Origin of the sequence: Sphingobacterium thalpophilum (genome assembly GCF_038396785.1) — a bacterium.
Taxonomy (GTDB): domain Bacteria; phylum Bacteroidota; class Bacteroidia; order Sphingobacteriales; family Sphingobacteriaceae; genus Sphingobacterium; species Sphingobacterium thalpophilum_A.
Map to the genome: position 1 here is coordinate 1,881,074 of NZ_CP151087.1, position 21,480 is coordinate 1,902,553.

Consider the following 21,480-nt stretch of genomic DNA (forward strand, 5'->3'; position numbering starts at 1 on the left):
TCCAGCGTTAAATTTGCCAGTTCTCCTATAGCAAAACTAAGCTAAATTTCAATACGAAAGAAATTTAGCGATCTCTCATCCGCTTTATACATATTATTAAGTCGGATGAAAATACGCGATAACATTCTTTTATCCAAATACTTAGGTGATCCGTCCAGCTCATCCAGATGCTTCATCAGGTACATCCATTGATCTATGATTGTATCCAACCTGGACAGTGGCTTAATGAAATTGGGCAAGACAAACATCTTATAGCTCAGCTTGGGATAAAGAACTTCTTGGTCAAGTTCATCAAAGATCTTGGCACTGTAATAATATTTCGCCCTGTTCAATGGATCAAGCCGAAACCCCAGTACGGCAATAAAATATACCGGTGGCAGCTCATAATTATTTCCCGCAGTTGCTTTCTTGGTCAAGCGACTAATCGTTCGGGAGGTATAGCTTACCCCACGGTCAAAAATCACTTTCCGATCATACGGCAAATCGCCGTCTTCTTCAACATTGCTGTAACTGAGATCCTCGACCACATGCTCTCCCTCAAGCAGACTATTTAACAAATTGATTAAATTCTCTTTATTTTCCTCCCGTCCAAAATATAGCTTCCAGCCAAAATCAGAAAGCATACTAATGTATTTTGATGTTTTAGTAAAAAACACTCACAAATGAATCATATCCACAATATTTAGTAGAAATAACAGACTTATTGCAATCCCAAAAACATTATTCAATAATCGGTATAAAAAGCAACTACAATTTGTTAAATTTACATTACATTAATGTTATCAATTTGTTAATAATTGAATATCAAAGGATACTATATTGCGTTTTTAACCATTTTATTTTGGTTAACCTACAGTCCAAAACTCGTTAGGGCGCAGCATCATGATTTCGATTTTTATGATGGCAAAGTATCTATTGATATTCCATCGTCCTTTAATATTCCATTCAATGACAGCCTAACAATAGCTCACATACAAAAATTCTATCAAATAGCTGATCAAACTAATTACATACAGCTTATAAATAGCCTTCTCGAATACAAAGATGAACATCATCTAAATGATTGGGTATATTATCAGCTGATTCGCCGCACCGCACAACAGATTGCTCCCAAAACGGAAAATTACACCCGCTACACATTATATAAATGGTTTTTAATGTGTAAATCTGGTTATGATGCTCGTTTGGCTGTGGGTAGTAATCAGATCATATTTTTCATTCAGAACAAAGAAGATATCTCTGATATTCCCTTTTTTGAAATTGATGGCAAGAAATACACCTGTTTAAACTTCCATGACTATGGAAAGCTCTTTCAACGCGCAGACACCTATATTCCTGTTAAAATTAAAGTACCAGAAGCTATCGAAGATTTCAGTTACAAAATCACAAAATTACCTGATTTTGTACCCGCAAATTATAAGGAGAAGCAAATTGAGTTCAATTATGGACATAAAGCCTACCATTTTAATATCAAGTTGAATGAAGATATCAGTGATCTTTTTAAAAACTATCCTGGCGTAGATTTTGAAACTTATTTCAATATTCCACTTAGCAAAGAGACTTATCAATCACTGATTCCTGCGCTCAAGGAAAATTTAAAAGGAAAAAATCAGCAGGAAGGTGTCGATTATTTAATGCGGTTTACGCGATATGCATTCTTATACGAAAATGACGAAGAGAATTTCGGATCCGAAAAGCGCCTTTCTGCAGAACAAACGCTATTGAATAAATACAGTGACTGTGATGACCGTGTTGCCCTGTTTTTTTATCTGGTAAAGGAAATCTACAATCTTCCTATGATCACCCTGCTCTATCCCACTCATGTAACGATGGCCGTCCAATTTGAACATCCTATCGGTGATGCTATTTTGTACAATGGAAAATATTATTCTGTCTGTGAACCTACACCACAAGCGCAAACGCTAGATATAGGTCAATTGTCTGAGGAGCTTAAAAATCAGTCTTATCAAATTGTTTATCACTACGAGCCGAGATAAGCGCGGATTTTTTTTCGGATTAGTGTAAGTCATTTAAAATTCCTTTTCGATATTATCCTAAGAAAAGGAATCGAGTTCTTCAATAATTGCAGAACTCGATTCCTTTAATATTGGTCAGAAATAGCTTCTATATAAAATCAGGTTTAATCAACCATTACAGAAAAGAAAGAGGTCATATCGCTTAAATTTTGATTGCTTACACTTTCAATTTTGATCTGTAAATTATAAAAATTATGTCCTCCTGCAGTATAAAGGTTATTGGGTAAATCAAAACTATATGTTCCCAAATTTGGAATATTATTACCAACCATCTTGACCATTTTTTTATTTTGATACAGATAGACATTTATTGCTTCCGTATTTACGAGATTAAGGTTCCAATTTACACCAACCTTATCATCATTATATAGAGCTATATGTGTATATCTTACAGTATTCGAGGAAATATCATAATAAAGCTTTTGCTCAGGATAGGTAATCCACTTATCCAGTAAAGAATATGGATAAATTGTTTGGGTAGCCAAAATATCATATTGGGAGAAACCGTTCCACAAATTTAAGGCTGTACCGCCGTTCATCACGGACGAACCATCTTGTTGTGGCGTCCCTGTAATTAAGGATGCACCGTCCTGATTTTCATTCATTTGCTACCAATTTGTATGTCTAAATCCCAAACAATGCCCAATTTCGTGGACCATATTATAAATTTTTCCAGATTCGCTCACTTGCTGATTATTATTAAAATCTAAATTTATTCGTACTCTAAAACCTACTTCATCATTTGACGGAAACTCTGCAGCAGCAATAACATTATTTGGAAGAATACCGCCGTCATTCATAAAAATTATCCAATTGTCAGTTGGAGTTCTGGACTTGCAAATAAAATCGGCAGTGCTAGTTAAGCAGCTTTTTTAATTTTTTGCTCTTTGTTATTAAATTGCTCAATTGTAAGATTTCCCAATGTGGAGTGACGACGTTCTCGATTATACCAGATTTCTATGTATTCGAATAGTTCTGCTTTCATCCGACCCTTGGTAATCAACTTATTGCCGTAAATCTGCTCGGATTTTAGCGTTTTGAAGAAGCTTTCTGCTACTGCATTATCCCAGCAATTACCTTTTCTACTCATACTTCTTATTATGATTTTATAGGAATCTAACGTGTTACTAAATTTTTCACATGCATATTGTACGCCTCGATCCGAATGAAAAATTAGACCAGGAGACAGTTTGCGGTGCTTAATTGCCATTTTCCAAGCTGCCAATGAAGTTTCTTCAGTTTTCATCCCATCACTGATACGCCAACCAATACATTTGCGGTCATATAAATCCAGAATGGTGGTTAGATATAAAAAACCTTCTTTGGTATGGATGTAAGTAATATCAGATACCCAGACTTTTGAAGGCTCTGAAGCTTTGAAATTTCGGTCTAATACATTGTCCATTATTTTATGTGCATGTTTTGAATCGGTTGTAGCTTTAAATTTCTTGCCTATTTTACTGCGTAGCCCCATCTTTTTCATATACTTAGCGACTGTATTTCTAGAAACTTTTATTCCATCATCCAACAGCTCCGCTGTTAATCTAGGACTGCCATACCGTTGTTTCTTATCGAAATAAATAGCCTTTATCTTGTCCTCCAGATTGCTGCATTTCCCGCTTTTTGTCTGTTGGGACCGTTTTTGCCAAGCATAATAGCTTCTAGATCCAACACCCATAACTTTACACATCTTTTCAATCGAATATAGCCCCTGTGTTGCTTGATAAAACTATATATTACCGATCGCTCTTGGAAAAGATGCCTATGGCCTTTTTTAGTATTTCTAGTTCCAGTTCTGAGTCTTTAAGTTTTTTCTCCAAGAAACTAATCCGCTCTTGTTCTGGCGTTTGCTTCAGATTTCCATTCCCGGGGAAACTTCCTGATCCAAACTCTTCTGACTCTTTACGCCACTTATATAATTGGGCAGCAGAGATTCCTAACTCACGAGCTAGCTCAGAAAGATTCTTCCTGTTTTTACTTAATTCAACTGCTCGCTCTTTAAAAATGCGATCGTACTTTCTACGGACTTTAATCATTATTTCAAAATTAAGATATTTTATTGTTCTTAACTTGATCTGCCGACTAAGTTAGCAACTCCATTCCATCCATTACAGGAAAGAAATTCACAGTAGTACTTGATATTTGGCTCCAATTCGTTACAGCTTTTTGAATTGCTGAGTTCCAAGTATAATCGGCATCAACTTTATACAGTATTACTCCTGAATTATAAGAGAAAATCAAATTTGGAGTTCTAGCTTGAGCTTTCTTAGGATTAGACGCTTTTGTTTTCGAACTAACAGCTTCACTACTATTGTCTGCGGAGTCTAAAAAGGATTTCAACGCAATCAAATCTGTTCCTTGCTTTTTAACCAACAGATCATTTTCAACTAAATAATATCCCCCCAAATCTTGAATCATAGTAGGTGATATTCCCTTTTTCAATAAAGTACTATATACTTCATCATTTTTTGAGTGAGATGCATCGTCTGCAATAGGGCTTTGCTCCTTCTTACAAGATGTCAATAAGATTGGGATCAGGAATGAAATCGTCAGCATCCTTCTAAAGGCTACTGTTAATTGGTTTAATTTTTTTTATAATTTATCTTTTCCATTAAATTAAAAAAGATAAATAAATTTAATGTTAACACATTAATAAATAGAAATAAACAAATAAAAAAATTAAACAACAAACCTAAAATAAATTAGCAAAAGCAACTTTATAAGTAATGATTCAAACAACAAAAATAGACACGACTATCTAATTTTAAAGAAATTGAGTTCTTTCAACCGATTAGTCCCTTATCCCCAAAAATAAAAAATCCCGCCAAGGCAGGATTTTCCATCTATTTTACTAAACTATAATTATCTATTTCTTAGAAAGAAGCACCAGTAGCAGCTACTGATCCTGATTTCAAAATAAAGTTTGGCGCTGTTAAACTATATGGATTAACCAAAAGATTTTTAGCTGCTGCATCGTCCAAGAATGTATTATTATTTGTAGTCAAATACGTTTTCAATAAATCAACAGTCGCAAATGAAGGTACTGTACCATCGGCTATAACGTCTCTACCTGCCGTAAATGATTGGTAAATGTTGTTTTTGATCAAAGATGTTTTATCTGTCAAAGCATCACCAGTTTCTTTATCGCGTATATCGATACCATAACGCATGTTGATAAAGATAGAGTTAGCAAGGATCATCTTACTTCCTCTTCTCCACAAATTTGCGTACTCATGTTTTGGATCAACCTCTGTATTACCAGGTCCAACCAATGTCATATTTGATATAACAGGACGTGTTCTTGGAGAAGAATCAAATACTTTTTCCGAATTATCAGATTCAATACCATTTGATTGACCAGCTTGATCCGCTAATTTCGGATCTCTAAGACCTACTAAGAATTGAAGTTTTCCTGAGTAACCATTATCGAAATCGAAAACATCATCGATGTTTGCAGTAGAGACAAGGTGCTTAGCATTTACTGTACCACCAAACCACTCAAAAGAATCATCACCAGAATAAGCAACTTGAACGTATTCAACAGTTGTTTTAGAACCAACTGATCCAAATGTAACACCGTTTATCTCGTTGTTTGTTGTATAAGCAATACCTGGGAACTCAACACGTACATATTTAAGAACTCCTGAGTTATCATCAGCAATAGTTCCACCATGATTTCCGTATGGAGCTGTTAAACCGCCTTCAATAAGACCTGTTCCACCTGGGATATTATTAGGTGCCTTACCTAAGATAATAATTCCACCCCAATCACCTGGAGCTCTTGTACCAGCGGGTTGGTTTGAAGTAAATACAATTGGCTTAGCAGCAGTTCCTTCTGCATTGATTTTACCGCCCATTGTAACAACCAATGTTGCTTTAGTATTTTTATCTCCTCTAATTACTGTTCCAGCTGGAATCGTTAATGTAACACCACTTTTAATGTAAACAAAACCTTTTAACAAGTATGTTTTTGAAGCATCTAAAGTTTTATCTGCAGTTATTTCACCGGAAAGTTCCTCTGTAGCAGCAGAATATGCAGTTTTATTTGGTTCGTAATTAACCCATCCTGATGTCCAGTCAGTAGAACCAAATGCACCTTTGTAAGCTACTTTCTCAAAGAAAGAATCAGCAAGCGATTCATTTGAATCACCCGGGGTAACAGGAGGTTCAATTACCGAAGGATCACTCTTACTACAGCTTGCAAATGCAGTTAAACCTGCCGCTAAAACAGCTAAAAGATTTAAGTTTAAATTCGTTTTCATTTTCATGTTTTATTTATACAAAAAGAATAATTTAATTTAACGATACAATTAACTCTATGTTAAGTATTTATGAATTAACAACAGACTACCAAAATTTATAAGAGAGTGTAAGAGACACAGTAGATCCATATTTCTCAGCTCTATTGATATTATCTGTGTTTTTATTGAATGCTGCGTTTGGATCAGAACCTTTTGGTTTTTGATAGAAATAAGCTTTATTATTTAAAATATCACTATAATTCAATTTCACTTCGGCTCTGGAGTTCGCAAATTTTTGCGCCAACTGTAAATCAAGAATATTTCTAGAATATTCGTAAATATCTGGATCTTCAGCATTACCAATTGCCCATATTCTTGGTCCAACTCTATTATACAAGAGTGTAATCGCTGTCGTATTTGGATTTTTGGTCGTATACGATAATCCCGCATTGATTAGATAAGGTGATTGTCCTTGTAGTTTTCTTTTACCTGTTGAGTTCACAGTAGTTGGAACAATAACTTTCGAATAAATGTATGATCCATTCGCGTTGATGACAAAATTGTCCAATCGCTCATCAATGAATTTCAGGTTCTTTCTTACTTCTGCTTCCAGTCCAAACACATCCGCAGACTTTGAATTGGTATAATTAAATGAACGGCCTGAGTTTCCTAATTGTAAAGCTTGTTCGATCGGATTTTCAAAATATTTATAAAAAGCTCCCACCGATAAAACTTCACCAGCTGTTGGATAATACGCATATCCCAGATCAAAATTTGACGTTTTTGATTGTTTCAAATTGGGATTTCCACGAACGTTCATGTTTTTATTGAAGTCATAAAATGGGAAAGGTGCCATTTCTCTAAACTCCTGTCTTCCCACCGTTTGTGAAGCTGCAAAGCGAAAACTTTGCTTACTATCTAAATTATAGATTAAATTCAACGATGGTAGTAATGAAATTGTCGTTGTGTCGACACCTACTGGATTGCCATTGTCTTCACTATTTAATTTCAAATTATATGACTCAAGACGTGCTCCAGCAATAACCCTCAATTTCTCCATCACAAATCCATCATACATCAAATAGCCTGCGTTCAAAAATGCTTTCGCATCATAATGATCTCCACCGTTGGTTATTTCATTTAGTATAAAGCCGTTTGGACGAATATTGGCTTGATCAAAAATTTTGTCTTGCGGTAATTTCAACAAACTCGCATCAAAGTTTCCATTTCGAATAAATCCAATCACCCTTGCATTAAAATTTCTGTCACGCAATTGATTGAAATAACCTGCTTTTAATTTGTCATTTTCTGAGAATAAACGGATCGGTAATGTCAAATTTAAAGCCCCACCATACGAATTCTCAGTCATTGTCGAATTGAAATTACCTGCTCTGTCGGCTGTAGATGAACTGGTCGCAGAAATCGATGCAATACCATCTTTTGAATATTCCATCCGCTTATAACCGGGCTCATATCTATCCGTACGACCATAATTCAAGGACCAATCCAATTTTAATTTACTGTTATCTGAAAGGATATGTTCACCAGATAATTGATTTGTTAAAATAGATCGTTGTAATAGATAATCTCCCGTGCGATAAAATTCACTCCCCGAATCATCTTTTCCTTCACGGAACGTAAATTGATTCTCTAAAATTCGATTATATAAGTTTTTGAAAGAGATTTTGTTTGACTTCCAAGAATACGCGAAGTTTGCAAGGGCTCCTAAATTTGTATTGTAACTATATTGATCGTCATGGAATACTTCTGGCAACGACTGGCCAACATACGCTTTTTGGTCTGCTTCGCGTTTCCTTTGGTCGTAACGATAAGTCAATGAAAAAATAGCTCCAAATTTAGAATCATCTTTAAAATTCTTAGTGGAACCGTAATTCAGTTGAAAGTTAGGCGTTAATGTTGACTTCTTCGTATCATAGCCCCAATTGTTTTTAAACAATTTAGAATACTCAAAAATTTCATTTGAATTATTTTGTAAAGATTGAAAATCCTTTGTGGAAGGAAAACCTTTAGGAATTTCACGGTCACTTCCTGCAAAACCAAACACTTCACCACCAGCTCTTTTTGCTGAGGTAAAATCTTTAAATGTGGATTGTGTATTATAAGATGTACCTATGGATGCATCAAAGAAATTTTTCTCTGGAAAATCTTTAGTATTCACTTGAACTACACCTCCGGAAAAATCAGCAGGGATATCTGGGGTTGCAGTTTTATTAATTATGATTGATTCAATTAAATTTGAAGGAATGATATCAAAAGAAAAAGCACGTTTATCTACTTCTGTATTGGGTAAAATCGCATTATTCAACATAGCTGAATTGTAACGATCACTCAGCCCCCTTACAATAACATATTTATTATCTTGGATACTAGCACCACTTACACGCTTAATTGCCTCTGACGTATTTCTATCTGGACTTCTCTTAATTTGTTCGGTCGAAATCCCACTGGAAATTCTAGCACTATTTTTTTGCTGCGAGTACAAAGCACTTATCGACTCTTTTTTGAAAGTTCCCGTAACAACAACCTGATCCAATACAGTTCCCCCAGTATTATCGAGTACTACATCTAGCGTCGTAACATCCTTATCCTTTATCTCTACATCAGTAATTTGCTTAGTAGCAAAGCCTACATAACTAAATTCTAATGTATACTTCCCTGCAGGTACTGCAGGAATATTATAATTACCAGTCACATCTGAACTTCCCACTCTCGCCGTACCGAGTACCTTAACAGTCACCCCTGTGATTGTTTCACCTGTTTTGACATTTGTTACTTTACCCGCCACCTTTCCACTGCCCTGTGCATAAACTGTTGTTGACGCAGCTACTGCTAGCGTTACGACTGCAGCGATTCTTTTAAGTTGTAATTGTGGTTCCAATTTATTTGTTTTTTGTTTCTGCAAAGCTATTAGCAGAATATTAGATTAACATTAACAACAAATTACCATTGCGTAAACCAGTTGTTAAATTAATGTTACTTACTTCCTGTTTTTTTTGATTCTCAGCAAAAAAGGCCTTTTAATGCTATTTATACGAATATTTACCCCCCTTAAGCGGTCAGCATATTAATGAAGTGTAAGAAAATTATTAAGCACTTAATTTATTAACACAATAAGGATATTTTTCTAAATTACACTTTAATGAATGCCATTTACGGCCTTATATAGATAAGTGGTACTGCTAGTTGAGAGAGACCGATCATCTTCCATTGCCAACTGTTAACTCACTGCAGTAAATTGCTTTTTATATGCAATATAATTGCAATTATATTGCATATAAAAAGCAATTTATCTAAGTTTGAATATATTTTCAATTTCTGATCCTCATGAGCACTCCAATCGTATCAACTACACAGTTATCATTTCAGTATCCTAATTCAACGCCAATTGAATTTCCAGATATTCACATCGAGAAAGGTCAGCATACGCTGTTATTAGGGGATTCGGGTTCTGGAAAAACAACGTTACTTAATATATTAGGAGGTTTGTCACGACCAGAGACAGGTCTAGTCAAAATAAATAACCAAGACCTATCCTTATTATCAAACAGCAAATTGGATCAGTTTCGTGCGCAATATATCGGATTTATATTCCAAGAAGCTCACCTCCTAAGAAATTTAACACTTTTGGAAAACATCAAGTTGGCACAGTCTTTAGCAGGGAAAAAAATAGACATAAGTGCAATTCATCTTATACTTAAACAACTACAATTAGATGAAAAAAGTGCTGCCTATCCGAACGAATTGAGTCGCGGCCAGTTACAACGCGCCGCTATTGCACGTAGCGTCATCAATAAACCAGCCTTATTAATTGCTGACGAACCTACTGCCGCTTTGGACGATAATAATACCTACAGGGTATTAGAACTTCTCCTATCGATAGCTGACACTGCAGGATCAACTTTACTGATAACAACACACGACAAGAGAATAAAAGATCAGTTCTCCAAAATGTACCTTTTAAAATAATTGTTTTACTTTATTTACGCGTTACCCTTAGTTTTTAAAATTTGTTATGAACACGATACAATTGGTTTGGAAAAATTTAAGTAGGCAGTTTGGCTCGGTCTTTCTAAGCATTCTGTTAACGGCGTTTGGAATTTCCATCCTTGCCGTGCTTTCAATTACCGGCGAAACTTTTGAAAAGCAGCTTGACAATAACAGTAAAAATATTGATTTGGTTGTTGGAGCCAAGGGAAGCCCCCTTCAATTGATCTTATCAAGTATTTATCATATTGACAATCCAACCGGCAATATCCCACTGGACGAACTGGAACCATTACGCCAAAATCCCCTTGTTCAGCTTGCAGTGCCCCTATCTTTAGGTGACAATTTCAAAGGCCATCGCATTGTTGGAACAGATTCATCTTTCTTAGCGATTTATGAAACAGCAATAACTGAAGGCCGTATCTGGCAAAATAACTTTGAAGTAGTCATTGGTGATCAAGTTGCAAAAAAGCAACAACTCAAAATTGGCGATCAGATCCATAGTTCACATGGCTTGAGCAAAGATGGACATCATCATGACGAACACCCGTTTACCATTGTTGGTATTCTAAAACATAACAATAACGTTACCGATAACTTAATACTAACCAACTTAGAAAGTGTTTGGGATGTACATGGCATTGCACATAAACATGAGCATCAAGAAACAGCGGTAGAGAAAGAATTACGCGAACGCCAAGAAGATCGGGAGGAAACCCTCAAAGCACATTTTCACCATCATGGTGAAGATATAGCAGAAAATTTATCTGCTCCAGCCCAAACGAACGAAAAAGGACATCAGGAGCAGGAAGACCATCATGAGCACGCAGAGGAAGGCATGTTTGTGAAGTCAATAGGTGCCGACATGGTAAAGCAGAATGGACTGGAAATAACCGCCATCCTACTCAAATATCAATCCCCTGCAGCGATCGGAATTTTGCCAAAATTGATTGATCAGCAAACAGACATGCAGGCCGCATCTCCCGCCATGGAAAGCACTCGTCTATTCTCATTATTAGGCGTAGGGATAGATTCTTTATCGATACTCGCTTATGTAATTATGTTTATTGCAGGTTTAAGCGTCTTTATTAATTTATATAACGCATTAAAACAACGTAAATACGACCTTGCCATCATGCGTACGCTTGGAGCCTCCAAAGGAAAACTCTTTGCCATTGTGCTTCTTGAAGGACTAATCATTACGATTCTTGGTGGGTTAATTGGGCTTATAATGGCACATCTAGCGCTTTACTATATCAGTAATCAAACAAGTCAAAGCGCCGATTTTATAGAGGCCTTTACACTTCATCCGAAAGAACTGATTTTCTTGTTTGTTGCTTGTTTAATAGGTATCTTCGCAGCACTTATTCCGGCGATCAAGGCCTACAGGACAAGTATTTCTGGAACACTATCAAATAAATAAGTTTAATAAGATTACACAACGACAAAAGATCGCAATAAGAAGAGCAGCTTATCCTTTAGGCAGGAAAACGGAAAATACATTCGAACAGCTTCTCGATACATAATAATAGCATAACACATGAAAAAAACACTGACAGTATTCTTATTTATATTATTCTGTACCATACAGTCCCAAGCCCAAATAGGCGGTAATCCGGATGTTCCCGATCATACACCTATGATGAACAAAACTTGGGAAGCAATTGATAAGATGGCTTATAAAGTAACTTATAATGGGGCAAAGAAAGTATATACTCCTTTCTATCCAAAAGAACTTAAAGCGCTTGAAAATAAAATTGTTGAATTACCTGGTTATATGGTTCCTCTTCATAGTGGTCGTAATCATAAAAACTTTATGATGTCTGTATTACCTGTGATGCAATGCCAATTCTGTGGATCCAACGGAATACCACCAATGGTTGAAGTAACGTTAAAAGGTAGTGCGATAAAATTTTCCGAAGACCCGATTAAATTAAAAGGGAAAATGATCTTTACCAAAGATCCGCTTAAAGGAAATGCTGAAATTCAGATTGTAGATGCAGAACCAATAAAATAAACTAGCGTCCATTTGAACGATCAAATTGGCTTTGCAAATTATTCTTCAGAGCCAATTTGCCAAACCAACGCAGCGGCTTATTTTATCTATTCAGCAGCGAAACTTCCATACAAGCTGCTAAAGCAGCCGTTTCGGTTCTTAAACGCGCTTCTCCCAACGAAATCGGATGAAACCCCATCTGTAGTGCCAAATCAATTTCCTCTTCAGAGAAATCTCCTTCCGGACCAATGAGGATAATATAATGCTGGTCTGGCTCCAAAACCTGGTTTAAATACTTCTTTTCAGCGTCAACACAGTGTGCAATTGCTTTTTGAACACCTTCTTTTGGGATTTCCCTCAAAAACTGTTTAAACGATACTGCTGGATTTAGCTTGGGAAGATAGGCTTTCAACGATTGTTTCATCGCTGCAACAACCACCTTATTTAGACGATCTAATTTCACCTCTTTTCGCTCAGAATGCTCACAGATAACTGGAGTTATTTCTTGAATTCCAACCTCAGTCGCCTTTTCCAAAAACCATTCGATGCGATCAATATTCTTCGTTGGACCAACAGCAATATGCAAATGATATTTTGGCCGCTGAAACTCCTCCTCAACATTTAAGATCGTGATAACAGTACGTTTGGGGTGAGGGTCAATAATTTGAGCTTCGTACAAACCACCGCGACCGTCTATGAGATGTAAACGATCACCAGTATCCATACGAAGCACACGAATAGCATGTTTACTTTCTTCTTCACTAAGGATAAAATTTTCTAATGAAGGGTTTAAATCCGGTGTAAAAAATAACTGCATGTGCTTTCGTTATTGTTTTATTCTTCTGTATCATCATCGGCCGATTCGACCAATTCCAATTTGACAAACTCTATGTTCTGCTGGGCCTTACGGATAATAGTGAATACGTAACCATATTCTTCTTTACGCTCACCGACTTCAGGAATCTTATCAAAGATTTCGCTCACCAGACCGGACATCGTATCGTAATCTTGACTCTCGGGTAATTCTATCGGGAGAAATTCATTCACATCATGAATACTAGCGCCTGCATCGACCATATATTCCGTTTCAGAAATTCGTTCAACAACTGGAGTTTCCTCATCATATTCGTCCTGAATCTCACCGACCAGCTCCTCAACAATATCCTCCAGGGTAACCATACCTGCTGTCCCACCAAATTCATCCAGTACAATCGCCAACTGTAGACGCTTTTGCTGAAATTCAGCCATGAGATCATTAATCTTCTTCGTTTCAGGAATGAAATAGGGCTTGCGCATGATATTTTTCATGACAACTTCCTTTCCTTTAGCTAAGAGGGGAAGAATATCCTTTGTATGTACAATACCAACGATTTGATCAATGTTATCTTCATAAATTGGCAGACGGGAATACCCCTCTTCAGTCATTGTTTCAATCAGCTCAGAGGCATCAGCCGTGACCTCCACAGCCACAATTTTGGTACGAGGTACCATAATATTCTTAACGATACGTTCGTTAAAATCAAATACATTTTTGATCAACTCGTGCTCAGAAATATCCAAAGCACCAGACTCTTTACCTTTATCCAAAAGATATTGCAACTCTTCAGAAGAGTGCGCAGATTCCCCTTTGGTAACTTCAAATCCTAAAATCTTCAACAGAAAATTAGCGAAACCATTTAAAATCCAAATAAATGGTCTAAAGATAAAGTAGAAAAATTGCAGTGGAACCGCAATTTTCATTGTTGTTGCAACAGGTTTTTGAATCGCAATTGATTTAGGAGCGAGCTCTCCAAATACAATGTGTAACACGGTAATAATCGTAAAAGCCAATATATGACCTGCATTCGTCGCGATTGTACCTGTCAATTCAACACCGAAAAAACCTAGTACCCCCTGCACAATTTGGGTCATTACAGCCTCTCCTACCCAACCTAAGGCCAGTGAAGAAAGTGTAATACCCAATTGTGTAGCGGCCAAATAACCATCCAAATGCTCCGTTATACTTTTGGCTATTGTAGCAACTTTGCTACCTGTTTTTGCCTGAACTTCAATTTGGGAGACTCGGACCTTGACAATAGCAAATTCTGCCGCGACAAAAAAGCCGTTGGCCAATACTAAAAACAATGTCCAAAATATATCGAGCGCCATGCTTGGGGTTATTTGTTAACAAATTCTTTTTTGTACAAATCGATAGCCTCGATCAAGATTCTTTGTGCTTCTTCACGTCCTTTTACACCCTCAACAATGACATGCTTCTTTTCAAGTGCTTTATAACTCTCAAAGAACTGTACAATCTCCTTCATGGTATGCGGAGGTAACTGATCAATATCTTTAATGTAATTAAAAACGGGATCATTTTTAGCTACCGCAATAATTTTATCATCTTGTTCTCCACCATCAACCATATTCATCACACCAATGACCTGTGCTTCAACCAATGTTAATGGTAAAATATCCACTGAGCAAATAACCAAAATATCCAAAGGATCTTTGTCATCGCAATAAGTCTGTGGGATAAAACCATAATTGGCAGGATAAACGACAGATGAACTCATTACTCTGTCCAAAAGCAACAAACCAGTTTCTTTGTCTAATTCATACTTTCCTTTGGATCCGTTTGTAATCTCAATGATAGCATTTACGGCATTTGGAACATTCTCACCTGGAGAAACCATGTGCCAAGGGTTTTGTTTACTCATTTTTTATTTTACTGTATATTTTGTTTGTTTCTTTTATCTTTTATACGCTTTTTTAACAACGTTATTGCAATTGGTAAAAATGCGATCACAATCATACCAACGACAACATATTCTACATAATGTATAATCCAAGGGAACTCAATACCAAGGAAATATCCAGACAGGGTCAATACAAGTACCCAAATGGCAGCTCCGGCAACATTATACAGAACGAACTTCTTAAAATCTAATTTTACAACACCTGCAAAGATAGGTGCAAAAGTACGAACTATTGGAACAAATCTTCCTATAATTAAAGCAGTTCCACCATATTTATGGTAAAATTCTTCGGCCATGACCACATATTTTCGCTTAAAGATGAAACTATCTTTTCGCTTAAACAGCATCGGCCCCGCTCGATAACCAAACCAATACCCTGTAAAATTCCCTAATACTCCCGCGACAAATAAGCCTAGACAAAGCGTGTATATATTAACGTCAATTTTATTTAGTGCACAAAATAATCCTGCAAGAAATAATAAATAATCACCAGGTAGAAAAAATCCAAAAAATAGACCTGTCTCAGCAAATACAATTAAGATAACCAGATAAAATCCACCAGAGCTCAATAACTCTTCTGGATTTAATAATTGTTGAAATGACAACAAAAGTTCATGCATAATCTTTAGTAAAAATCAATATTGCGTTTCTTTTTTAGAACAAATCCTACGCTTCTCCTTGTACAAATTTTAAACAGCAAAGTACAAATATAGCATTCTTCTAAAAAACGAACGTAAATCAAGTGTAATATAATCTTTTCTAGTTATTGATTTTGAGCAGTTATACTGACGATAGATTCGCGAATAGTTGTCGCAATCTGATGAAGTTCGTCCTCTGCCAAGCTCAATTTAGGTCCAGCAAAGTTTAAATCACTAATTTTATTAATCGGCACCAAATGTATATGTGCGTGCGCCACCTCCAAACCAACTACCGCTACACCGACTTTTACACAGGGAATTACCTTTTTAATGCCTTGAGCAACAATCTTAGCAAACACCCAAAGTGCCATATATTCATCATCTTCTATATCAAAAATGTAATCGGTCTCTTTCTTAGGGATCACAAGAACGTGCCCCTTAGCCAATGGACTGATATCCAAAAAAGCTAGAAAATCATTACTTTCTGCAACTTTGTAAGCTGGGATCTCGCCAGCAACGATTTTTGAAAAAATTGTCGACATATTATTCTAATCTTGGAATAAATCTTTTAAACAATAATCAGCAAACAACAGACTTTAAATTGCAAAGCCTCTGGTATGTCAGCAATTAAAGATTTGATTACCGATTTTTTCATACCCTGTTTTTGTACTGTCCAACAAATATAAACAAAAAAGGTCGCGATTGCTATATCACGACCTTCTTAATATAAAGTTAATTTGTGGATGTGCGGTTATGGCATACCGCACATAACCGACATATATTATCTTGAAATCTCTACGATCTCGAATTCAATTTTACCGGCAGGCACTTCAATAACAGCTGTATCACCTTTCGATTTTCCCAACAACCCCTGGGCAATAGGAGATTTAACTGAAATCTTGCCCGACTTCAAATCTGCTTCTGACTCCGCCACCAATTGATACGTCATTTCAGCACCATTCTTTTTGTTCTTGATCTTAACAATCGATAAGGCCAAAACTTTAGATGTATCCAATTTAGACTCATCAATTAAACGTGCTGTCGCCAATGTATTCTCCAAATTGGCAATTTTAGCTTCGTGAAGCCCCTGAGCTTCTTTAGCAGCATCATACTCTGCATTTTCTGACAAATCTCCTTTGTCTCTAGCCTCTGCAATAGCATTGGCAATTTTAGACCTTCCTTCCGTCTTCAGATAAGCCAATTCTTCTTTAAGCTTACGCAATCCTTCTTCCGTAAAATAAGTTACTTCTGCCATAATTTTATCTTTTTTCTTATTTTCTACATTTTAAAAAAGAAACAAGACCATATTTCCCTCGTCAGGAAACATGGTCTTGCTTTGAATCTATACGAAGATAATAATTGTTTTCAACAAAACAAATTCTTACCCGTTAAATAAAATTAAATCTCTTCCTCATCAACAAATTTATACCCCAGCCCCCGAACTGTTTGTAAATAATGTGGCTTATCTGGATTTGTTTCGATCTTTTTCCTTAAACGAACCACATGCATATCCAACGTACGTGTGTTGACATTTGAGCTATACCCCCAAACAACCTCCATTAACTCCTCGCGTGTAATCTCCCGGCCTAGGTTTTGTAAAAAATGAAGCAAAATTCGGTTTTCCAAAATGGTCAACTCAACTTTCCTCCCGTCACGTATTAAGGAATGAATATTCGGATGATGTTCCGTTTGGCCAAATTTATATACTTCGGGACTGTTCTTCGGTAAGAAAAATTTCACCTTATTATCGATCATAGCAATAAGCACATCCATGTTAAATGGCTTACTAATGTAATCAGTCACACCAAAGCTATAGGCTTCAATTTTGTCCACATCTTGAGATTTCGCTGTCATCATGATAATGATGTTCTCAAACCCGGCTTTACGGACATCTTCACAGATTTCGTTACCTTCTTTTCCTGGAAGCATCCAATCCAACAAAACCACATCGGGTCTCTTTTCCAAGATCAAACTTTCCGCTTCATTCCCATTTCCACTTTGAATGACCTGATAGCCTTCGGATTCCAATCGATGTTTTACCAAGAACCGTAAGTTCTCATCATCTTCAATAACAGCAACAGTGATGTCTTTATTCATATTTAAATTTATTTTTTAAACCGGAAATACCAAGGTGAAGGTGGTCCCCTGTCCCAATTGACTTTTTACTGTAATATCACCGCCTATAAATTCGGTAATCTCTTTACAGAAAGCCAAGCCCAAACCGATACTTCCTTGCTGATTATATTGACTTTTTATTCTATAAAACTTTTTGAAGATGTTGTTAAACTCTGCCTTCTCAATACCTATTCCTTCATCCTTAAAAGTGATAACAAAATTCTTCTTGTTTTGTTGTATCGCAATATCTAAGATTTTATGCCCCGCTTTCGAATATTTATAGGCATTATCAATCATATTTTGAAACACGCTACTCAATAGTACCGGATCTGCAAGCATTGATGTCCTTACATCAATTTTTGTGCTAATCTTGAAATCCGCATACTTTATTCTTGACGAAGCGACTAGATTTTCGGTAAATTCCTCCAAATCAACTTCTTCTTTATTTAATTTTATGGTTTTATTTTCGATCTGACTAAAAGACAACAGCTTATTCATCAAGTTATTTAATCGGTCCGCCTCCTGATCTAATATATTTCCATACATTTTCCGTTCTTCATCAGAGAGTACCTGTGCACTCTTAATATTATTGCCAGCAATTTTAATAACACTCACAGGCGTCTTAAACTCGTGGGTAAGATTATTGATGAAATCGTACTGCAATTTAAAAAGTCTTCCGTTAATTTCTAAATTTCTATAAATTAAATATAATATTGCAATCAAAATAATATAAATCAGAGATACCCCACCCAATACCGGCCAAAAACTACGGTTTATCTCTTTTGACAGAAAACTTTTACTCGATCTAAAAAGAAGTTTGTAGTCAGCTAACGCTCCAGGTAACGGCATCTCGGTTGAAATTTCGTCATTTTCAGATGTAATCGGAGCACCAACCAGTGGGACTATTTCGACTTTCTCATAAAGATTTGAATAACTATTTTTTACTTCCAGATACATTGGGTCAATCTGAAAATTGAACATATCCTGTTCATATCCGACAGTATGATCCAAATTGCCTTCCATGATGGACTTATAGACAATTAAGTCATTGACCCTCGGAATATTCAAGTAGGTAATCTGTCCGGGTCTTATCGTATAAAAAACCTTCAGGATATCCTTATCAGAAAGCTTGGCATTCGGTTGCAATTTATCGATATAAGTTGCCAGCTTGACGCCAATATTATTAATTTCCTCAGAATGCAGGCCCATCTGCCCACGGTCTCGAATCGTATTCTTATTCAGCCCGGATCGGGAAACGGTAAAAATGGTTATGGTCTTCGGTTGAATTCTAAGATTATTAACAATAAAACCATAGTTCAAGTTATGATCATTATTAAATTGCAAATCAAAAAAACCGATTTCCCGAACAAAAGGATATGAACTTAATATACTATACGCATATTTCCCCGCCTGCACTGAATCCAAAAAACCCTGATAAAAAGAAACTTCAGGAATTCTATTTTGAAAAAAATCGTTGAAAGGGATTAAGGTTTGATCAAATATTTCTGATTTCCGGTTAGTGAATTCATTTTTTATATGCGATTCTGTATAATTACGGGAAAGAAAAAGGGCAAAAATGTACAGACCACTAATCACGATGAAAAACATCAACAATAGGCCGTAGTTTTTTCGATAGCTATATTTCTCTGCTTTCATAGTCTCCCCGCCTTTAGTCTATAAGATATTTCGCCAAAAATCGCTCCAGCTCATTATAGTAACCAAAGACATTCTCATCCCGTTTAAAAGTTCTATCTTCATCCTCTTTCAGGATGTATTGCACAGGAACATTATTATTCTTTAATTTCTGCACAAATTGATTTGCATCTGTTACCGAACTAAACCGATCCTTTCCTCCCTGTACCAATAGCACCGGTATCTTTACTTTATCCGAATGAAATACAGGTGAAATATTTTTAAATAGCTCAGCCTCCCGAATCGGATTCCCAACTACTTGATACATTTTCTGCACATACGATTTAAAATATGGCGGTATATCTCTAAAGTAAGTGAACAGATTGGTATAGCCGGAATAAGACACGGCACATTTATAAAGATCAGAATTAAAACAAGCAGCGTGTAGCGCCGAATAGCCTCCGAAACCTTTCCCTACAATAGCGACACGTTCCCGATCAGCAATTCCTTCTTTAATCAACCATTTTACTCCATCAGTAATATCATCCTGAATCTTCCCGCCCCATTCCTTAAATCCCGCAGTCCAAAACTTCTTACCAAAACCGGTCGATCCCCTATAGTTCATCTGAAAAACCAAATAACCCCTGTTCGCCAAAAACTGCGCTTCGTTATCGAATCCCCAAACCTCCCGTCCGTTAGGTCCATCATGGGGCAATACAACCATAGGCAGATTTTTGCGATTGGAATGAATGGGATAAGTTAAATAACCCGAAATCTGAATGCCATCTCTCGCCGTATAAGTGATATACTCATTTGGAGAAAGTTCTTTGTCTTTTAGATCGGAATTATTATCTGTTAGCTTCGTTAATTTTTGAGTCGAAAAATCATAGAAATAAATCCCGCCCGGGTTTACGTCCGTATAGGTTTTGATAATGACCTTGTTCCCCGAAATATCAGTATTCAATACCTGAAACTCAAAGCCATCAATCTGCTTCGACAATTGATCATATTTCTTTTTGGTAGCCTCATCAAAAAAATGTCTGTTCTGTCTTGATGTGCTATAATTGACAAATAACAGCTTATTCTGTTCAGTGAAATACCCCCCAGGGCTCACGTCAACATCTTTATGACTATATAGCTCGCCCAGCTCTTTTTGGTTTACTAAATCATAACTTACCAAGGCCAGTTTATCCCTGTCTATATTGGATAAAGCATAAATGATGGCATTTGAACTATCCTTATAACCCAGTGGAGTAAAACTACTTTCAACATCACATCGTATAATCTCTTTAAATGGTTCTTTTTCTGAACTTCTATAGAGCACAGATTGCTGTACAGAATCGTTGGCCACAGCCAATCGTACCTGCCCATCATTAGATACAACCCAGGAGCTCATATTTCCCGGATTCTGTAAAACCAATTCCCGAGGCCTCCCGTCTAAATAGATACGATAAAGGTCAAAAAAAGAAGAGTCTCTATCGTTGATTCCCGCTATAAAACTATCACCTCCGGTCGCCATAGCATGAATCCATCGAAACCGACCTCGTACCGGTTTAATCAATGTCCAAATCTTTTCTGTGTTGATGTCCACAGCATATAAACGTAAACTGTCCTGCGAAGATTGTTCCGTCAAAAAGGAAATTTTTGAATCATTGTTCCAAGCGAAGGATTTTACATTAATATCATTTTGATAAGTAAGCTGTTTGGAACTATCCTTATTGATCAAATCTATTAAATAGATATTTTTGCAATGATTATCTAAGCCAATGTAAGCGATAAATCGACCATTTGGAGAAATCTTAAAATTTGATTTTTCAGGTGTAGAAAAAAATTGATTTATTGGAATAAGATCAACACTATGTCGTTGACACCCCAACATGATCATGGCAGAAAAAAACAAACCTATCCAAAATTTCATCCTCATAATCCCAAATACATCCTTATCATTTATTCCAAATATTGCAATTAAATACGGAATTGCATGAAATGCAACCTTATTTTTACAAGATATAGTAATTAAATGTAATATTCAAACTTATCTCGGTTCTGTCCTTTAGAATCTTTTTTATCGCAGAAAAA

Annotated in this window: 19 protein-coding genes and 1 pseudogene; 4 read left to right on the top strand and 16 right to left on the bottom strand. The window is 36.3% G+C overall.

Features of this window, described 5'->3' with window-relative positions:
- Positions 1–41: 41 nt before the first annotated feature.
- Positions 42–623, bottom strand: coding sequence for a PD-(D/E)XK nuclease family transposase (locus AACH28_RS08460; RefSeq protein ID WP_112374243.1), 582 nt, complete (start codon positions 621–623; stop codon positions 42–44).
- Between the two features lie 174 nt (positions 624–797).
- Here AACH28_RS08460 and AACH28_RS08465 point away from each other — a divergent pair, with 174 nt between their 5' ends.
- Positions 798–1,997 (top strand): hypothetical protein, encoded by a 1,200-nt coding sequence (locus tag AACH28_RS08465; RefSeq protein ID WP_341832720.1) that lies wholly within the window; start codon positions 798–800, stop codon positions 1,995–1,997.
- A gap of 143 nt (positions 1,998–2,140) precedes the next feature.
- Here the strand turns inward: AACH28_RS08465 and AACH28_RS08470 are convergent, their stop codons facing one another.
- The 6 genes and pseudogenes from AACH28_RS08470 to AACH28_RS08495 all read right to left on the bottom strand — a co-directional run bounded on the left by AACH28_RS08470 (position 2,141) and on the right by AACH28_RS08495 (position 9,176).
- Positions 2,141–2,641, bottom strand: a complete 501-nt coding sequence (locus AACH28_RS08470) for a hypothetical protein (RefSeq protein ID WP_112374244.1) — start codon at positions 2,639–2,641, stop codon at positions 2,141–2,143.
- Positions 2,642–2,895: 254 nt separating this feature from the next.
- Positions 2,896–3,747: pseudogene (locus AACH28_RS08475) on the bottom strand (IS3 family transposase); the annotation flags it as partial.
- A 25-nt stretch (positions 3,748–3,772) separates the two neighbouring features.
- On the bottom strand, positions 3,773–4,072 hold the full coding sequence (locus tag AACH28_RS08480) for a transposase (RefSeq protein WP_341832721.1): 300 nt from the start codon (positions 4,070–4,072) through the stop codon (positions 3,773–3,775).
- A 46-nt stretch (positions 4,073–4,118) separates the two neighbouring features.
- Positions 4,119–4,592, bottom strand: coding sequence for a hypothetical protein (locus tag AACH28_RS08485; RefSeq protein WP_341832722.1), 474 nt, complete (start codon positions 4,590–4,592; stop codon positions 4,119–4,121).
- 317 nt (positions 4,593–4,909) lie between these two features.
- Positions 4,910–6,298: a T9SS C-terminal target domain-containing protein gene (locus tag AACH28_RS08490; RefSeq protein WP_146753025.1), complete on the bottom strand. Its 1,389-nt coding sequence runs from the start codon at positions 6,296–6,298 to the stop codon at positions 4,910–4,912.
- Positions 6,299–6,383: 85 nt separating this feature from the next.
- Positions 6,384–9,176: a TonB-dependent receptor gene (locus tag AACH28_RS08495; RefSeq protein ID WP_146753026.1), complete on the bottom strand. Its 2,793-nt coding sequence runs from the start codon at positions 9,174–9,176 to the stop codon at positions 6,384–6,386.
- 446 nt (positions 9,177–9,622) lie between these two features.
- Between AACH28_RS08495 and AACH28_RS08500 the strand changes: the two genes are divergently transcribed.
- From AACH28_RS08500 to AACH28_RS08510, 3 genes are all read left to right on the top strand, one after another.
- Complete coding sequence (locus AACH28_RS08500; protein ID WP_341832723.1) at positions 9,623–10,264, top strand: ATP-binding cassette domain-containing protein; 642 nt, start codon at positions 9,623–9,625, stop codon at positions 10,262–10,264.
- A gap of 46 nt (positions 10,265–10,310) precedes the next feature.
- The gene (locus tag AACH28_RS08505) at positions 10,311–11,705 is read left to right on the top strand and encodes an FtsX-like permease family protein (RefSeq protein WP_341832724.1); all 1,395 of its coding nucleotides are present in this window, start codon (positions 10,311–10,313) and stop codon (positions 11,703–11,705) included.
- A 117-nt stretch (positions 11,706–11,822) separates the two neighbouring features.
- Positions 11,823–12,299: a hypothetical protein gene (locus tag AACH28_RS08510; protein ID WP_120336557.1), complete on the top strand. Its 477-nt coding sequence runs from the start codon at positions 11,823–11,825 to the stop codon at positions 12,297–12,299.
- An 82-nt stretch (positions 12,300–12,381) separates the two neighbouring features.
- On the opposite strand, the gene AACH28_RS08515 is transcribed toward AACH28_RS08510, so the two are convergent.
- From AACH28_RS08515 to AACH28_RS08555, 9 genes are all read right to left on the bottom strand, one after another.
- Positions 12,382–13,095: a 16S rRNA (uracil(1498)-N(3))-methyltransferase gene (locus AACH28_RS08515; RefSeq protein ID WP_341832725.1), complete on the bottom strand. Its 714-nt coding sequence runs from the start codon at positions 13,093–13,095 to the stop codon at positions 12,382–12,384.
- Between the two features lie 17 nt (positions 13,096–13,112).
- Complete coding sequence (locus AACH28_RS08520) at positions 13,113–14,426, bottom strand: hemolysin family protein (protein WP_341832726.1); 1,314 nt, start codon at positions 14,424–14,426, stop codon at positions 13,113–13,115.
- A gap of 8 nt (positions 14,427–14,434) precedes the next feature.
- Positions 14,435–14,977 carry an inorganic diphosphatase gene (locus AACH28_RS08525; protein ID WP_075991667.1) on the bottom strand — a complete coding sequence of 181 codons (543 nt, stop codon included), beginning with the start codon at positions 14,975–14,977 and terminating at the stop codon, positions 14,435–14,437.
- 8 nt (positions 14,978–14,985) lie between these two features.
- Positions 14,986–15,636, bottom strand: a complete 651-nt coding sequence (locus AACH28_RS08530; protein ID WP_046674211.1) for a DedA family protein — start codon at positions 15,634–15,636, stop codon at positions 14,986–14,988.
- A gap of 143 nt (positions 15,637–15,779) precedes the next feature.
- The gene (locus AACH28_RS08535; RefSeq protein ID WP_336833325.1) at positions 15,780–16,196 is read right to left on the bottom strand and encodes an HIT family protein; all 417 of its coding nucleotides are present in this window, start codon (positions 16,194–16,196) and stop codon (positions 15,780–15,782) included.
- Positions 16,197–16,435: 239 nt separating this feature from the next.
- Positions 16,436–16,909: a transcription elongation factor GreA gene (gene greA, locus AACH28_RS08540; RefSeq protein WP_046674213.1), complete on the bottom strand. Its 474-nt coding sequence runs from the start codon at positions 16,907–16,909 to the stop codon at positions 16,436–16,438.
- A gap of 143 nt (positions 16,910–17,052) precedes the next feature.
- The gene (locus tag AACH28_RS08545; protein WP_046674214.1) at positions 17,053–17,751 is read right to left on the bottom strand and encodes a response regulator transcription factor; all 699 of its coding nucleotides are present in this window, start codon (positions 17,749–17,751) and stop codon (positions 17,053–17,055) included.
- 15 nt (positions 17,752–17,766) lie between these two features.
- Positions 17,767–19,425 carry a HAMP domain-containing sensor histidine kinase gene (locus tag AACH28_RS08550; protein WP_341832727.1) on the bottom strand — a complete coding sequence of 553 codons (1,659 nt, stop codon included), beginning with the start codon at positions 19,423–19,425 and terminating at the stop codon, positions 17,767–17,769.
- A gap of 13 nt (positions 19,426–19,438) precedes the next feature.
- On the bottom strand, positions 19,439–21,319 hold the full coding sequence (locus tag AACH28_RS08555; RefSeq protein ID WP_341832728.1) for a S9 family peptidase: 1,881 nt from the start codon (positions 21,317–21,319) through the stop codon (positions 19,439–19,441).
- Positions 21,320–21,480 lie beyond the last annotated feature (161 nt).